The organism is Legionella steelei, from assembly GCF_001468005.1.
In the GTDB taxonomy this organism is placed as follows: Bacteria; Pseudomonadota; Gammaproteobacteria; order Legionellales; family Legionellaceae; genus Legionella; species Legionella steelei.
This window is the reverse complement of sequence record NZ_LNYY01000021.1, coordinates 254,768-269,974: the sequence shown is the minus strand read 5'-3', so window position 1 is coordinate 269,974 and position 15,207 is coordinate 254,768. Positions and strand designations below refer to the sequence as shown.

The following is a 15,207-nucleotide window of genomic DNA, read 5'->3' as shown; positions in this document are numbered from 1 at the left end:
CTTATTATTGATTTTCGATAAGTATCCAACTTAAGATAAGCGCTCAATGAATGTCTGTATATGGATTTGAAGATGCAAATATTTAAAGCTTCTTGGTCTCAGCTTTTTATCGCTGTAATGGCTTTTTTTTTTCTTACAATAAGCTGCGCAGGTAAACCGGTGTGGACTTTGACGGCGGATCCTAATTATCCACCAACGGTTTCGATAACATCAATAGGATCTGCAACGATTAAATACACAGTAACGAATCAATCGAGGAGAGCGCACACGCTGTCGATGAAACCTATCGTTGGGATTACCCAGGTCACTTCAATCGGAAATTGCCCGAATCCCTTTAAATTGGCATTTCATCAATCTTGTACTCTAAATTTGCTTGTGAATGGAAGCATGCTTCCAAGCAATATTAAAGGTGGCCCTCAAGTATGTGAACAAGGAAATGCACTGCAGTGTTATCAACCAAATGCAGCGAACATTTTAAACATTACTGTAGTTCCCGTGACCCATTATTTGATTACTCCTAGTGTTGGTCCAGATGGAGTCATTTCACCCAATACACCGCAAACTGTTATTGCTGGAAACAATTTGACGTTTACTGCAACCCCTAATGCGGGTTATCAAGTGGATGAATGGTTAATGGATGGAGGTACCGCCCAGAAAGGAGGAACAACATTTACACTATCCAATATCGATAGTAACCACACAGTAGCAGTAACCTTTACACGGGTAGGAACAACGTATGCAGGTACTAAGAGTGGTTCTATTTATTTTTCTACTGATAATGGTTTAACTTGGACTACCACGGCTGTACCTTCTTTAAATTACGCAGTAAATAGTATATTTGCAACATCCACCACGCTTTATGCTGGAAGCGAAGATGGAAAAGTATATTATTCAACCAATAACGGTGCTTTTTGGAGCCCTACAACGGCACCAGGTAGTTCATCGGTGAATAGTGTTTTTGTTACGGCTGACGCAACAATTTATGTTGGAACTCAAGAGGGTAAAGTTTATTACTCAAGCACCAATGGAGCGACTTGGGTTTTGACCACCGCTAATCCAGGTACTGGAGCTATAAATAGTATATTCTTGACCTCTTCTACAATTTATGTAGGAAGTGAAGATGGCAATGTCTATTATTCAATGAACAATGGAAGTAACTGGAATAGAATCAACGGCCCAGAATCAAGTACCCCTGTCCCGGTCCAAAATGTTTTTGCTGTAAATAATCAGCTTTATGTGAATACTCGGCAAACCTCTTCTAATAGCACATTCCCCCCTGGAACCATTGATTTTGAATATGTCTATTTTACCAATAGCTTAACAGATCCAAATCCGATATGGACTCTTTTATCGCAAATAACCTACACCTTATTTGTTAATTCAGATTTAACCGTAATCCTCGCAGGGACACAGAATGGCCATGTTTTCTCTTTAACCACTGGAGATGACTTGGGATTTATCATTAATAGCCCAATTACAAGTTTATTTTTTTTCGGGTAACAAGGAAGATTATTCATGTTGAAACTTAAAAAAGCAGTATTTCTCTTATTGTCATTAAGTTTTGTGACGATAACTCCCTATGCAAAGCAAGCAAATGACTTATTGAGCTTACCCAGCCCAGGATTAAATTTACTTAATCAGGCCACACGAATTCGACCTATGTCCCCTGAGAGCGACATTTCATTTATTGTCTGGTTAAATTTACGTAATAAAGCCAAGTTGGATAAGCTCGTTCAAGATGTCTATGATCCCAATAGCCCTCAATATCATCAATTTTTAACTCACAGTCTTTATGAGCAAGAATTTTCACCTGGTCATGAAGCGGAAAATTCAGTACAACAATTTTTCTCTTCTCAAGGGATGCAAACAAAAGTCGTCAACCATAGTGTTCGTGTCACTGGAACAGTCGCTCAAATTGAACAAGCACTTCATGTGCAAATCAACTATTATCTTTATCAAAACCAGATCGTCCACGCCAATACAAGCCCACCCCAAGTAAATCAAGAGATTGCCCAATATATTGCGGAAATTACAGGTCTGAGTTCTGTTCCTGAATTTCACTCAAACATAGAAAGTATAAAAAATAACTCTCTTGCAGTTCATGATATAAATTTTATTTGGGATAATTTTATTTCTTTTGCAATTCCGACCGATATTTCATTGCAAGGTTTTACGGGAGCAAATTTGCAAAAAACCTATAATCTGAAAAATATTCCTCGCATTAATGGCACTCATCTCGATGGAACGGGACAGACTTTAGTTATTGTTGATGCGTGCGGCACGAACACTGCAAAACAAATCGTAAGTGATGCGAATCAATATTTTAATGCGAATAATATACAGCCCTTCGTCACCTCAGGTGCATCGAAGAATTTTGCGATAATTAATCCTGATGGTACCCCCTTTACAACATGTCCGAATGCATCCTCTTTTAGTAATGAAATTGCGCTAGACATTGAATCATCCCATACAATAGCACCAGGAGATAATACCGTTCTGGTACTAGGAAGTGATCAAAAGAGCATATTAACTGATGTAATTCACACACTGATTAATGATAATTTTACTATTGCAGGTTTTCCTAATGCTTATGTCATTTCGAATAGCTGGAGTAGTCAAGAGATTTCAGATACAGCGTTCGAACAGACCTTGGAATTAGCTGCTGCTGCAGGAATTAGCGTTAATTTTTCTTCTGGAGATTGTGGCGATAATACATACACAACAGATAAAAAATGCACCCCTCCACGTCCTTCTTCACCAGTAGTTGATTACCCTTCCAGCTCTGCTTATGTGACCGCTGTTGGAGCCACTGCTTTATTTGTAGATACAAATTACCGTTATGCATTTGAAACAGTCTGGGGCTCTGTTAAAAACACTAAGGGTAGTTTTTCCTATGATGGTGGTACTGGCGGAGGCATCAGTCAATTTTATGGGCCAGTTGCTTGGCAGAACTCCATTAGCAATTTCACAGCAGGTGGCTATGGAGTGATTAACAATTATGGGCGCCATCGTGCATTACCTGACATTGCCATGCTTGGTGATCCGCAAACAGGATTATTGATTATTGCCGATGGAACATCAGTCCAGGATGGTGGTACTAGCTTAGCGTGTCCATTATTTTCGGCAACTTTAGTTCTAGTTAATCAAGCACGTAGTTTACTGAATAAAGGGACCCCTATAGGCCAGGCTGCACCTTATTTATATCAAAGGCATGATGTATTACTCAGCAACAGAGCAATTAATCTTATTATTCCCCCTGCGCTTATCATTAGTGGTGCAACACCTCCACCGTCTACATCAATTCAAGGAACTCCGGCCCCTGCATCTGCTTTTACTATTAGTAACAAAACCTTTGGATGGGATTCATCACTGACGCTTGAACCCGAAGATCAATTTTGGAATGATGCCGTTGGGATAGGCTCGCCTAACATCCCAAATTTTGTTCTAACAATGGCGAATATGTAGCTTTAAGACGCCGTTGGTACACCGGCTGAGGATGTGGGGCGGTCACAAAAAGTTGAACCCTCATGTAAAAGCTATATTTTTATGAGAGCAAGGCCAGCGATGCTGAGCTTCAAAAGGTGATGCTGGTAGTCGTTATCGTGATATTGATTAGTTGGCTCTGTATCTCACCAGCCGGAAGAGGCATCTCGCAAACGCCACAAGCATTCATGGCGCATGGATAAGACCTATATTAATGCAAAAAGCCAATGGGGCTATCTGGATTGGGCTTTAGATAAAGAAGGGAATGCCGTAATAACTTCAATTTGTGTTTTGGAATATTTTGCGGCAGAACTCCTGTGAGTAATTTATTCATTAAACAAGGCTTGCGCGTAGGTTTGGTCAGGATTTATTGACTAAATGAAGCAATTGCATCTAAACATACATTTCTCTTATTTTGTCGGCCAAGGCCCGACCTACCTTGCTAATCTTTTTATTTTGGAAATCTCCAAAGTTGACAAATTAAATAATAGATTACACAATAAATGATCAGAAACCCCCTTACTAAATTCATGAAAATTTCTCCTCTTTATCAATCAAAACTAAATAACTTCAAATCAACACCCAAATTAGATACTCCTTTACGCTTGATCGCACGAGGGATCCATTATGGACATATTATTGGTGAGGAAGCTGAGTTGCGTGAATTTATTCTTGCTCATATTACCAATCCCACTGATATTGAAGCCATTAATCAAACTGATGATGACAAAACTTGTACAGTCATTGCGGAATTATTTGGTATTTTACCAGACTCTATTTTGGAGCAATCGGAGGAAAATAAAAGAAGTATTTTCCTTGCCTTTCGTATTTTTTTTGAAAAAAACCCACTGTCTCTTATAAAATCAATTCAATATAAAAATGAACATGGGGATGTTGTTTGGACATCTTCTGCCCTAGAGAAAATAGGTGAGGCTCCTGAATTATTACAAGAGCTTATCCCAGAGTTGTCTTTATTTATTAAAAAATATGCGCGCAATCTTAGCGAATTAGAGTTACGCAGATTGGTTGCAGCGATACATGGAAATCAATTGCTCGTAGGGTTAGTGCTCGAGTTGTATGCTTCAGGCCAATTTAATTTGCCTCATTTTCAGAGAAATACTTTAAGCGAAGAAGAACTAGCAAACTCACTCAAAAGTTACTGGCATCCTGAACAAAAAGGAAATGCAGCCTATTTTTATCAGGATTTTCCTGAGCTTGAATTGTGGCGCCTCTTTATGGATGGTTATCAACAAGAGAAGGGTTGGGCTAATTATGAGGCGCGAGAAAAGGGCTGTATTAATCAATTATATCAAGCCTGGCTGTATACTAAAGAAACCATCACAGAACCATTAACCCCTGAGTACTTTAGGAAACTACACTCTATTTGTGCTAAAGGCATTATTTGGAATAGAACGGAAGGGATGTATCGAGAATATGGGACTAGTTTTGGACTATCATTGAGAACTTTAACTTTTCTTGGCTACATGGAGTACCTAACGCAGTTTAATAACTTATGCACATTAGAAAAGCATGCCCCCTCGGGGTTTGATGCAGTAACTTCTATAGAAGCAAAGCGCTTAGATACTTTCGTTCGGCAAATAATAGAAGAGTATGAATCAACAGTTTCTGCCCACGCTGAAAACCCGAAAGCTTTATTACATGCAATCATTAGTTTTTGCAAAAAATTAGAGCTGACTCATCCTTTTAGGGATTGCAATGGAAGATTGTTTTGCAATCTCCTGTTAAATCGAGAATTGGTTCGTCATGGGTTTTCACCAACCCTTCTAGATAATCCCAATATGATTGAAGGTTTTACTATCAAAGAGTCAATGTCTGAGCTAATTCGTGGAATGAATAGTTTTCAACGCTTAAAGGCCGATGGATTATTCAAAACAGGGATGAAAACAATTGATTTAATTAAAACGCAAATCTATCCAATTCCTGATGTGTGGAATAGGTATCAACTATCTCAAAGTATTCCTCAAAATACGGGTGCACTTCTTGGGAAACACGGAATTTTTGTTACTTCATCGGAGAAACAGGTTTGTGTAGGCGAAACCTTAAATCATGGAATTGAGTTTTAGAAGGATTCCAAGAGTTTTTGGGGCTTTCCCCTCTTATTCTCCTATTTCTATTAGTAATCTATACAAAACTTGGTAATTTTAAATGTCCTTGGAGAAGGGACCAATTTGAAAAAGAGTATGATGAATTTCTATTAGCTATTAGCCACTTTGAACAATGAAGTAGATTTTAACACTAATAGATTTTTGAATCCGGTCAAGATTAACTGGGCACACATAAATTAAACTCACAGGGAATCACTCGGTGACGTATCTTAATAGAAATATCCAGAATTACCTTTGTTTTTGGCATTATAAAGTGCTAAATCTGCTTTTTTAAATAAGCCATTTATGGTTTGTGCATGCTCAGGATATAAAGCAATCCCGAAACTTAATCCAATTAAGATTTCATTATCATAAATTTTCAGTGATTTTTGCAAATCTAATAAGATTTTTTCAACATATCTTATGGCTGTAGATATATCAGAGTGGATTAGCAATACAGCAAATTCGTCTCCACCAATCCTGGCTGCCAGGTCATATTTTCTGCAGTTTTTAATAAACAAATCTGCTACGTGCTTTAACACTTCATCTCCTGCCTGATGACCATATTGGTCATTGATTCCTTTAAACTTATTAAGATCTGCCAATATTAAAACCAATTTTTCTTCTTCTCGCTGTGCTAAATTAAGGTTGCATTCAAAATACTCAACAAATTTATGTCGATTAGCCAGTCCAGTCAGTTGATCGGTTGAAGCCATTCTTTTTATTTTTCTTTGTTCTCTTAGTCTATCTGAAATATCTCTGGAAGAGGCGTAAATGTAATTTCTTCCCTTTAAAGAGATGCCTTTTGCATTAATTTCAACATCAATAATAGAGTCATCCTTACGTTTATGCTTCGTTTCGAAAGTATCGGATGAGTACAATAATGTTTTTAATTTGCATGCAATCTCATCACCTGGTATAAGAACATCCCAGTCTCTTACATTGAGTTTTAACACTTCTGCTTTGGTATAACCGAGAGAGTCTGCAAAAGATTGATTGCATTCAATCACATCACCATTTTCATCCAGTATGTGTATTCCATCCCCTGCTAACTCTAAAATAGTCCTAACTTGCTCAGCTTTTTCCATTAACTCCATTTCTGTATTTTTTTGAGATGTTATATCCGTCCTAATTGAGTAGTATTCCTATTGGCATCAAGTCTTGGAACAATGGTGGCATCAATCCAATAGAGTTTTCCATCCTTTCTTTTATTACATAACTCGCCACGCCAAACATGACCAGCCTCGATCGTTTGATACAGATTTTGATAAAATTTTTTATCATGTACACCTGATTGCAGCATTCTGTGGTTCTGTCCTATGAGTTCGTCTTTTGTATACCCACTTAATTTACAATAGAGATTGTTAACATAAGTTATTTTTCCGTTTGCATCCGTGATGCACATGCTACTGTGAATATCCACCAATTCTTTATGAAGTTGTAACATTTCAAATGATTTTTTTAATTCTTCGTTTTTTGATTCAATTAGTCGTTCGAGCTGAATTTTATAAGCAAGTAATTCAGACTCCGTTTTCTTTTGATAGGTAATATCATTGACAAATACAAGTGCATAATTTTCATTGTTTTTGATAAATAAGTGAGCACGAACTTCAACTGGAAAAACTTCTCCAGATTTTTTTTTATGTTGCGTTTCGAAATGTAATTGCTTTTTTTCGACAAAATCACGCCAAAATGTAGGCCAAACCTCTCTCGGAAACAGCGGATCCCACTGCCATACAGACATTCCAACCAATTCATCGCTTGTATAACCCAGTGATTCACAAGCCGCGTTATTTACATATACGATTTGAGATTCATCGTTCATCAAAAAAACTTCATCCGAAGAAACTTCTGTTGAATAATGAAAAAATTTACTATTAATCGGTATTTGATTCTCACTTTGTTCTTTATTCTTTGTATTCAGATCATGCTTTTCAGAGATTGGTTCTTCTGCAAGAGCCACTACTTTTTTTATGAAATTCTCGATCCCCAATAAACTTAGTCTATATAAATCATTAAATACTGATTGTTCAATCTGTTTAAAACGAATTAGAGAGCTTTGGAAGTTTCTTTTTTTTATTGGCTTTTCAGATAGGATTAAGTGCTCACTCTTTATTGTATATTTTGAGATGGAATTGAACATCTTAAGAATATCTTTTCTTTCTCCTTCAAGGATCTGGAGAAAAGTATGTTCTGAGTGTAATAAAAAGCCACTGAGATTAAGCTCTACGGAATGAGAACTTATCTTTTCAAAAATATCCTTGAACTGACAGCTATTAGAGTCAGGATCTAAAGAGCTGATATAGATTAATTGGTATTCATCCATTTTATAAATTTAATTTTAGATATCAATTAAATACTAGGATTAATACTATTATGCTGCAAGTTTTAGATGCTTTATTGAACGTTCGGTCCTAGACCCATTAGGTGAAAATGATGCAGTTGCCGCCATGAAAAATATGGCAGTGATGTTTTATTTTGTCGCACCTGTATTGTTGCTCAAACTCTCCAGTCACTTGGTGGAGAAGCAGGAGCTGGGTTAATGGATTTAATTAGTGGTTCTGAACGACATAGCGAAAACATGACTCAATCCGGAATGCACGTTGCCAAAACAGGATTAAAAATCGCCTCCAAGGGAGCATTATAATGTTTTTAAAACATTTCATTGCGTTCAAATACTTCATTGAACTCACGAATACTAATCAAACCGGCCTCATACTTTTCTCGAGCCTCATGAATACTCATATAGCGATTATTAGGTTTTTCTTCCGTAACACCAACAATAGCATCAAGAAACTCAACCAACCATTGAAATGTCTTTCTCATTTGGAGCCTTCCCTGTGATAAAAAATTACATCATCCGTTCAACCATTATAGGCATATTTCAAATTCTATTGCCAATAGCGGTATTGCTTGTTCTTGCCCCATGGTTCATTAATACCCAAGTTATCAACCACCTGCAAAAACCAGGAATTCATCCATGGTTCATTGTATTGCATGCACTCTTTTACTTACTCTCATCCTGGTATGGCCGAAACTAGTCCACCGCTTAAACAAACAAAACCCAATTAATGCCGAACAACTGCATTCATTACTCTACCCATTCCAGGCCTCTATAGAGCATGGCAAGCAATAAGAGTAAAATGCTACCATCATCAATTATTGGGATGCCCACTTATGCCCTCTCCACCTCAGAAATTCCTTTGTCTAAAAACTGGCTACTCCTTGGTAAAGGATTTCGTTGGCGGCCAAGTCACACGCAAAAGATTCACCAAATCAAACAAATAAAAAATGAAAAATTCATGCAAAAAGGCTCTTGCTATCAAACAGTAAGACGATTTTGTCAAAACCATGAGCACAGCAAATTAGCTAAATGGTTAAACCATCGTTCAAGACTCAATCCATTCAGACCAGTAGTTTCTATGGTTAATGATACACCACTTGGGGATGAGGGAGTTTATTTTATAACAGACAATTGTTAATTTACCTTCTGACATTTATCATTAAATTTATTGAATTTTTTTACCTCAAGTCCGCTCTATATTAATAGGTTGACAAATAATGTCAAAAAATCAAAACAATAAGATTGGATTTCTTGAAGCTACTGCCATTGGTATTGGAGGTATGGTAGGCGGTGGGATATTCGCTGTTCTTGGTTTATCAGTGGAGTTGGCTCGCGGTGCAGCGCCACTAGCGTTTTTTGTAGCTGGAATGGTGGCCTTATTCACTTCCTATTCCTACTCACGTCTGTCGGTTACCTTTCCTAGTGAAGGTGGCACCGTTTATTTTTTTGACCAAGCTTTTGGTTCTGGGTTGTTAACGGGAAGTGCAAATGTTTTGTTATGGATTAGTTACATTATCATGCTCTCTCTTTATTCTTATGCTTTCGGTAGTTATGCTGCTTCTTTGTTGCCCATGTCCTTACACTTTTATTGCAAACATTTAGCGATTACCGGGAGCATTGTGTTGCTCACTGCTTTGAATTTTTTCAGCGTGCGAGTGATCGGTGACTCGGAAGAATGGATTGTTTTGATAAAAATAATAATCCTGGTTTTTTTTATATTTGCTGGGATTGGCGGTATAGAAGTTAGCCGATTGACTCAATCGCCCTGGCCATCTCCGTTAAATTTGATTTCAGGAGGAATGATTATTTTTCTTGCTTATGAAGGATTTGAATTGATTGCTAACACTGCTCATGAAATTCGCGACCCCGATAAAAATTTACCCAAAGCTTTTTATACTTCAGTTATTTTTGTCATCATTCTGTATGTCTTAATCGCTACCGTAACGGTAGGAACGCTACCAATTACAACAATTATCCATGCCCGCGATTATGCACTTGCTGAAGCAGCACGCCCTGCTTTGGGTTTTGGTGGATTTTTTTTGATTGCTGTGGCAGCAATGTTGTCGACTGCTTCTGCAATTAATGCCACTATTTATGGTGCAGCACGGTTGAGCTTCATTATTGCCAAAGACAGGGAATTACCACAGTTTTTGGAGAAAAAAGTTTGGAATAGACCTATTTCTGGTTTACTCATTACTGGAGGATTAACCATAGTTATCGCTAACGTGATAGATTTAGATAATTTATCGCTAATGGGTAGTTCCGGATTTCTTTTGATTTTTGCAGCAGTAAATTGTGCAAATGTTCTTCTGGCTAGTAAGACAAAGAGCCGTGCCTGGATTTCTGCTCTGGGCGCTTTTTTTTGTTTTGTTGCACTGGGATGTTTGGTATGGTACGTGGGAAAAACTCAACCAATCCAATTATGGTTTTTGGCCGCATTGATCCTAATTGCGGTTATGATTGAAGGTACTTTCAAATTGACTGCTAGAAGATCTTTGCATTTGGTTAGAAAAAAGTAATTTGCCCTACTTCATTGTACAGCGAATGGTGAGATGTAAATCAGTGCTAAAACTCATAGATTTAGTAACTTTAGTTATAGCATCTGTTGATGCTTGTACTCACTAGAGTGAGTCACTCTTCTATAGCCTTTTTTCCTGGTCCTTGTTAAATAAGCGCTTTTCTTCTGACTTAGATTGTGTGATTTCCACTAAAAGTTGAATTTCTTTTTCCATAATTTGAAATGACTTTTGCATGTAATCTAATGTGTTGTAACCCAGCTCAAACAATATGTTCATCTGTCTCTGTAATAATTCTTCTGCATTTTCAAAATTCGCCATCTCGGATTTTAGATAAGGAAAACTCTCTTGGTCTTTATCAGTCAAAATGCGGAAAAATTGGTCTAGCTCATCTAAATTTGCAAGAAATCTTGGGCTTGTTCCAATGGTGAAACTCTCCAGAATTTTACTATTTAATGGGGGCATCAGTTGAAAAAGTTTATACCCTTGGTTCCATTGCTCAAATAGATTATTCATTTTAATTTCCTTGTGATGCACCGCACAATACTAGATTAGAAGTGCATCAATCCAATGTCAAATAATCAGAAAAGCCTATGAGGATATTGCTACAGATATTGACCGCTATTAATATCCAGGTTAGCACCAGTAATAAACCCTCTCTCAAGAGCTGCCAAAAACTCTACCGCACCAGCTACTTCTTCTGGCTTGGGTAATACCTGCATTGTTTACCAACACGTCGATATGCCCAAAACGCCCCATAACGAGGGAAACCAGTTTTTCTCAATCCGCAAAGTGAGCAATGTCAGCATAAGCAAGCTCAATATCATACCCCTCTTCTTTCAGAGCCATTTGCCATCGTTTTGCTTCTTCATGTCTGCCATCCTTGAAATAACAAGCAATTACTTGATAGTTTGCTGCTAAACGCTTGCAAATTGCTGTCCCTATTCCGCCTGTACCTCCTCGGTCTTTCGCTCCAGAAACAACACTCCTTGTATGTTTTAATGTGCTACTGGTTTAGATTGTTTTTTAGCTAATTGTTCGCTTTTTAACTGTTCTACTATAATAGATGAATAATCAAATTTACAATTGATAATGAGTTTAAGGTTTAAATTGAGGTTAAAAGATCTTCCTCTAAATCTTGCTTATCAATAAAATTATAACACTGGATAAAACAGGGAATTATACGTTTTTTCTGCTTTAGTAAATGGAGATGATTTTGAAAGAACCAAGAAACAAACAGGAGCAAAATAATAACCAATTAAATGATACTGAGGCTTCTCCAACATTTGGTTTAGACAAACCATTACACGCCTGGTTAAGTCATTTTTCGGGATGGCTATCACCATCTACTTTTCTATCCTCTTACTATGACTGGTTAACCCATTTAACACTCTCTCCTGATAAACGCTTGGAACTGATGAACAATAATTCAAATAATAATTTGCAATTATTGTTCTATTTATTGAATATTTGCCGCAATCAGGAAGGTGAACCCTGCGTGACGTTACGAGAATCCGATCATCGATTTCAAAATGACTTGTGGAATCAATTTCCATTTGCACTGTATTCGCAATTATTTTTAATGACTGAGCAAGCTTGGGATAAGGCCACAACAAATATTCGCGGCGTTTCAAAACATCATCAAAATCTTATGAATTTTATAACAAGACAAATACTCGATATATTTGCACCATCCAATTTTCCTGTCACCAATCCCGAAGTCATTGAGGCAACAACTAATGAATCAGGAATGAATTTTGTTAATGGATTCAATAATTGGATTGAAGATGTTTCTCGTATTATCAATAAACAACCTCCAGTGGGTTCAGAAGAATTCAAAGTCGGAAAAAATGTTGCAATTACCCCAGGAAAAGTAGTTTATCGAAATCATTTAATCGAACTGATTCAATATAAACCAACAACCACCAAGGTTTATGCAGAGCCTATTTTAATCGTACCTGCATGCATTATGAAATATTACATTCTAGATCTTTCTCCCAATAACTCCATGGTCAAGTATTTAGTCGATCATGGGCATACTGTATTTACCATTTCCTGGAGAAATCCCGATAGCAAAGATAGAAATTTGAGTATGGAAGATTATATTAATCTCGGCGTATTGGATGCTATCGAAACCATCAATCATATTGTACCAAAACAAAAAATTCATTCAGTGGGATATTGTCTTGGTGGAACGATGTTAATGCTTGCAGCAACTTTATTAGCAAAAAGAAAACTAGACCAACTAAAGACCATTACCCTATTTGCAGCTCAAATCGATTTTAAGGATGCAGGTGAACTCATGCTTTTTATCGATGAAAGTCAAATAGCTTATCTTGAAGACATTATGTCGGAGAAAGGCTATTTAGATGGATCGCAAATGGCAGGAACATTCAGTATGCTGCAATCTGTAGATCTCATTTGGTCTAAAAATGTTCTTGATTATCAATTGGGAAAAAGAAGACCGGTTAACGATCTTATGGCTTGGGATTACGATACCACACGTTTACCGTACACCATGCATTCAGAATATTTGAGAAAATTATTTTTAAATAATGATCTGGTTGAAGGACATTACAGCATTGATGGCATGGCACTATCTTTAGAAGATATTGACTGTCCTGTTTTTGCAGTAAGTGCCTTAAGAGACCACGTTGCACCCTGGAAATCCGTATACAAAATTCACCTCTTTACTGATACTGACATCACCTTTGTATTAACAAATGGAGGCCATAATTCAGGGGTTGTAAATGAACCAGGTCATCCAGGGCGAAGCTATCAACTCATGACGCATAAAAAAGGTGAGAAGTACATTTCTCCAGAGCTTTGGCAAGAAACAGCATCACATAATGATGGTTCCTGGGGTTCTAAACGCTAACCCCAGAAATTTCTGGACTAAATTCAACCACTTTTTTCTTTTTTACTCCATGCAAGAAAACCTTGTTTATTATTGCATCAAGATCAATGATTTTATCACCAGAAAAAATGAAGTGCCCCTGAAAATGGATGTGTTGCCAAGCTACAGGTGAAATTTTCCTTAGCAGTGCCAATGCCTTGTGATCTCCATCAGCTTCATATTTTAGTTTGAGCTTGGATAAGATTGCCGAATTATAATAAATAATAGCATTGGCAATAAGTCTAGCGCATTGATTGCTAATCTCAATTTCACGGTCTCCTCTGCCTGATAATTGCTTTTTTCCATAAGCAGTTGCAATAGCCATACGCAGTTGATGATAGGATTCTACCCGATTTTGGGAACGATGTATGTCTCGTTGCAATTTTCTGTCTTGTAAATAGTTCAGGGTATAGATGCTACGGATCAATTTATCGTATTCAAATATCGCCTTTCTGGTTTTGTTTGAGGCGCTGTACGTACATAATTTTTTAATCAGAATACTTTGGGTAATTTCTTTACAGCCTAACGCCTTGATAATCGGCTCGATATTAGGCCATTCATCCTCAATGAGTTGGCGATCAATTTTGTCTACAGGCTTGATTAACCAATCTGCGTACTGCGATAAATCATCATCACAATAAAGATGCTTCATCTGGGCTTGCAAATTGGTAAATCTAGGGCACAGTTTACCACCAAACCAGTCCATCACAGCAAAATTAGCTTTATTAATAAGGTGCATGTCGCCTGTAATGGCCTCAGGCATGATGCTGCTGGTGTTGTTATACCAAATGTCAAAAGCGAAATAGCTTTCATGCTCATGAGCACCAATCAATTCAGTTTGAAGCGGGATATGGTTGACTAGCAGCGTATAAGCCACAACTCCTTTACCTTTTTTAAAGTATTTTTTGGATCGCCTTGCTTTAAGTGTTGGTCTTGCTACTTCAAATTTTTGTCCATCCACCCCGCCATAAAGAATTGCTATATCCAACGAGTAATCAGGAAAAATAGGCATTTGTGCAATATCATCCCCAATCATATCGTTGGCTTTTTTTAATGTTTGCAATCGCACACGGGATTGGTAAACGTCCAACAAACTGGCATAAGGAATATCAGAAATTTCTGCCATATTAAGATTGCCGTTATTCAACGCTTGAGCGATAATCACAGCATTCAGAGTGTTTTCATCGGCAAGCAATTTAACATAGCGAGGTTGTATGAGAGTAAAAGCAGATGAATAACGACTCCGTTCATTAACAAATCGAAGTACATCCGTAATATCACACAAAGGCAATTGCTCATAAAAACGCTGTTGTCTCTCTTCATCGGTTTTCTCATCACTGGATTTTTTTAGATGGAGCGTTTTGGTTTGTTCATCATAGTACAGATGCTTGAGCTTACCTTGAGTAAAATCAGTATTAAATTTCAACCATTCTGATCGCAATTCAGCACAACGTTCGTCCAGTAAGTCCTTAATAGGCTTTCTCAATGCTGGAATATCTAAGGGTTCCACTAGCGCCCCTTTGTCATTGGCTGAATTAAGCTCTTGTTGAAGCGAGCGATTCTGTACACTGTCTGCCAAATAGAGTTCTCCTGCTTTAAGCCGTTTCTTCAGTTGGCGATAAATCCAAAATTCATAGCGCTCGGCATGGAATTTTTTCTCACCCTTGGCATTCGTATCAAACAAGTATTTTTCCAAGCGTTTTGGCCTGGTTTTTTCGGGGCTTGCGGTGACTGGATATTGGTTTATCGTTTTGTTGGCACCAAATAGCTCCTTAAGCCAGGTAATGGCTGCAAGCCAAGGACTGTCAGCTACAGTGCTTGAAAAATCAATGGCCATCATTAATGGTCGTAACTGCAGCTGAC

General features: G+C 37.6%; 12 protein-coding genes and 3 pseudogenes. 9 read left to right on the top strand and 6 right to left on the bottom strand.

Annotated elements, in window-relative coordinates:
* Positions 1 to 72: 72 nt before the first annotated feature.
* The 4 genes from Lste_RS15875 to Lste_RS15865 all read left to right on the top strand — a co-directional run bounded on the left by Lste_RS15875 (position 73) and on the right by Lste_RS15865 (position 5,567).
* Complete coding sequence (locus Lste_RS15875) at positions 73 to 1,500, top strand: DUF6242 domain-containing protein (RefSeq protein ID WP_058511966.1); 1,428 nt, start codon at positions 73 to 75, stop codon at positions 1,498 to 1,500.
* 15 nt (positions 1,501 to 1,515) lie between these two features.
* The gene (locus tag Lste_RS15870; protein ID WP_058511965.1) at positions 1,516 to 3,465 is read left to right on the top strand and encodes a S53 family peptidase; all 1,950 of its coding nucleotides are present in this window, start codon (positions 1,516 to 1,518) and stop codon (positions 3,463 to 3,465) included.
* A 213-nt stretch (positions 3,466 to 3,678) separates the two neighbouring features.
* Entirely contained in the window at positions 3,679 to 3,804 is a 126-nt protein-coding gene (locus tag Lste_RS19670) for a transposase (protein WP_237760510.1), read from the top strand.
* Between the two features lie 182 nt (positions 3,805 to 3,986).
* A complete protein-coding gene (locus tag Lste_RS15865) occupies positions 3,987 to 5,567 on the top strand; it encodes a hypothetical protein (protein ID WP_157070777.1) in 1,581 nt (526 codons plus the stop codon).
* Positions 5,568 to 5,818: 251 nt separating this feature from the next.
* Here Lste_RS15865 and Lste_RS15860 read toward each other — a convergent pair whose 3' ends face one another.
* Both Lste_RS15860 and Lste_RS15855 read right to left on the bottom strand, forming a co-directional pair.
* Positions 5,819 to 6,676: a sensor domain-containing diguanylate cyclase gene (locus Lste_RS15860; RefSeq protein ID WP_058511963.1), complete on the bottom strand. Its 858-nt coding sequence runs from the start codon at positions 6,674 to 6,676 to the stop codon at positions 5,819 to 5,821.
* A gap of 29 nt (positions 6,677 to 6,705) precedes the next feature.
* Positions 6,706 to 7,914 carry a PAS domain S-box protein gene (locus Lste_RS15855; protein ID WP_058511962.1) on the bottom strand — a complete coding sequence of 403 codons (1,209 nt, stop codon included), beginning with the start codon at positions 7,912 to 7,914 and terminating at the stop codon, positions 6,706 to 6,708.
* 70 nt (positions 7,915 to 7,984) lie between these two features.
* Between Lste_RS15855 and Lste_RS18970 the strand changes: the two are divergent.
* A pseudogene (locus Lste_RS18970) lies at positions 7,985 to 8,235 on the top strand (conjugal transfer protein TraG); the annotation flags it as partial.
* A gap of 5 nt (positions 8,236 to 8,240) precedes the next feature.
* Here Lste_RS18970 and Lste_RS19425 read toward each other — a convergent pair.
* Positions 8,241 to 8,414 carry a hypothetical protein gene (locus Lste_RS19425; protein WP_193393435.1) on the bottom strand — a complete coding sequence of 58 codons (174 nt, stop codon included), beginning with the start codon at positions 8,412 to 8,414 and terminating at the stop codon, positions 8,241 to 8,243.
* A gap of 14 nt (positions 8,415 to 8,428) precedes the next feature.
* Between Lste_RS19425 and Lste_RS19200 the strand changes: the two genes are divergently transcribed.
* From Lste_RS19200 to Lste_RS15845, 3 genes and pseudogenes are all read left to right on the top strand, one after another.
* Positions 8,429 to 8,629 (top strand): hypothetical protein, encoded by a 201-nt coding sequence (locus tag Lste_RS19200; RefSeq protein ID WP_157070776.1) that lies wholly within the window; start codon positions 8,429 to 8,431, stop codon positions 8,627 to 8,629.
* A gap of 43 nt (positions 8,630 to 8,672) precedes the next feature.
* A pseudogene (locus tag Lste_RS15850) lies at positions 8,673 to 9,034 on the top strand (type IV conjugative transfer system coupling protein TraD); the annotation flags it as partial.
* Between the two features lie 115 nt (positions 9,035 to 9,149).
* Positions 9,150 to 10,451, top strand: a complete 1,302-nt coding sequence (locus tag Lste_RS15845; protein ID WP_058511960.1) for an APC family permease — start codon at positions 9,150 to 9,152, stop codon at positions 10,449 to 10,451.
* A 120-nt stretch (positions 10,452 to 10,571) separates the two neighbouring features.
* On the opposite strand, the gene Lste_RS15840 is transcribed toward Lste_RS15845, so the two are convergent.
* A complete protein-coding gene (locus tag Lste_RS15840) occupies positions 10,572 to 10,964 on the bottom strand; it encodes a hypothetical protein (protein ID WP_058511959.1) in 393 nt (130 codons plus the stop codon).
* A 189-nt stretch (positions 10,965 to 11,153) separates the two neighbouring features.
* A pseudogene (locus tag Lste_RS18965) lies at positions 11,154 to 11,393 on the bottom strand (SDR family NAD(P)-dependent oxidoreductase); the annotation flags it as partial.
* Positions 11,394 to 11,664: 271 nt separating this feature from the next.
* Between Lste_RS18965 and Lste_RS15835 the strand changes: the two are divergent.
* Positions 11,665 to 13,326, top strand: a complete 1,662-nt coding sequence (locus tag Lste_RS15835) for a PHA/PHB synthase family protein (RefSeq protein WP_237760509.1) — start codon at positions 11,665 to 11,667, stop codon at positions 13,324 to 13,326.
* Here Lste_RS15835 and Lste_RS19865 read toward each other — a convergent pair.
* Positions 13,316 to 15,184: a Tn3 family transposase gene (locus Lste_RS19865; protein WP_420324196.1), complete on the bottom strand. Its 1,869-nt coding sequence runs from the start codon at positions 15,182 to 15,184 to the stop codon at positions 13,316 to 13,318. The two genes, Lste_RS15835 and Lste_RS19865, sit on opposite strands and share 11 nt — an antisense overlap.
* Between the last annotated feature and the right edge of the window lie 23 nt (positions 15,185 to 15,207).

What these genes read in the sequence shown, in the direction of transcription:
- Lste_RS15865 (WP_157070777.1), top strand. Translation starts at nt 3,987, where the DNA reads ATGATCAGAAACCCCCTTACTAAATTCATGAAAATTTCTCCTCTTTAT.
- Lste_RS19865 (WP_420324196.1), bottom strand. Translation starts at nt 15,184, where the DNA reads ATGATGGCCATTGATTTTTCAAGCACTGTAGCTGACAGTCCTTGGCTT.
- Lste_RS15860 (WP_058511963.1), bottom strand. Translation starts at nt 6,676, where the DNA reads ATGGAAAAAGCTGAGCAAGTTAGGACTATTTTAGAGTTAGCAGGGGAT.
- Lste_RS19425 (WP_193393435.1), bottom strand. Translation starts at nt 8,414, where the DNA reads ATGAGAAAGACATTTCAATGGTTGGTTGAGTTTCTTGATGCTATTGTT.
- Lste_RS15870 (WP_058511965.1), top strand. Translation starts at nt 1,516, where the DNA reads ATGTTGAAACTTAAAAAAGCAGTATTTCTCTTATTGTCATTAAGTTTT.
- Lste_RS15845 (WP_058511960.1), top strand. Translation starts at nt 9,150, where the DNA reads ATGTCAAAAAATCAAAACAATAAGATTGGATTTCTTGAAGCTACTGCC.
- Lste_RS19670 (WP_237760510.1), top strand. Translation starts at nt 3,679, where the DNA reads ATGGATAAGACCTATATTAATGCAAAAAGCCAATGGGGCTATCTGGAT.
- Lste_RS15840 (WP_058511959.1), bottom strand. Translation starts at nt 10,964, where the DNA reads ATGAATAATCTATTTGAGCAATGGAACCAAGGGTATAAACTTTTTCAA.
- Lste_RS15855 (WP_058511962.1), bottom strand. Translation starts at nt 7,914, where the DNA reads ATGGATGAATACCAATTAATCTATATCAGCTCTTTAGATCCTGACTCT.
- Lste_RS15875 (WP_058511966.1), top strand. Translation starts at nt 73, where the DNA reads ATGCAAATATTTAAAGCTTCTTGGTCTCAGCTTTTTATCGCTGTAATG.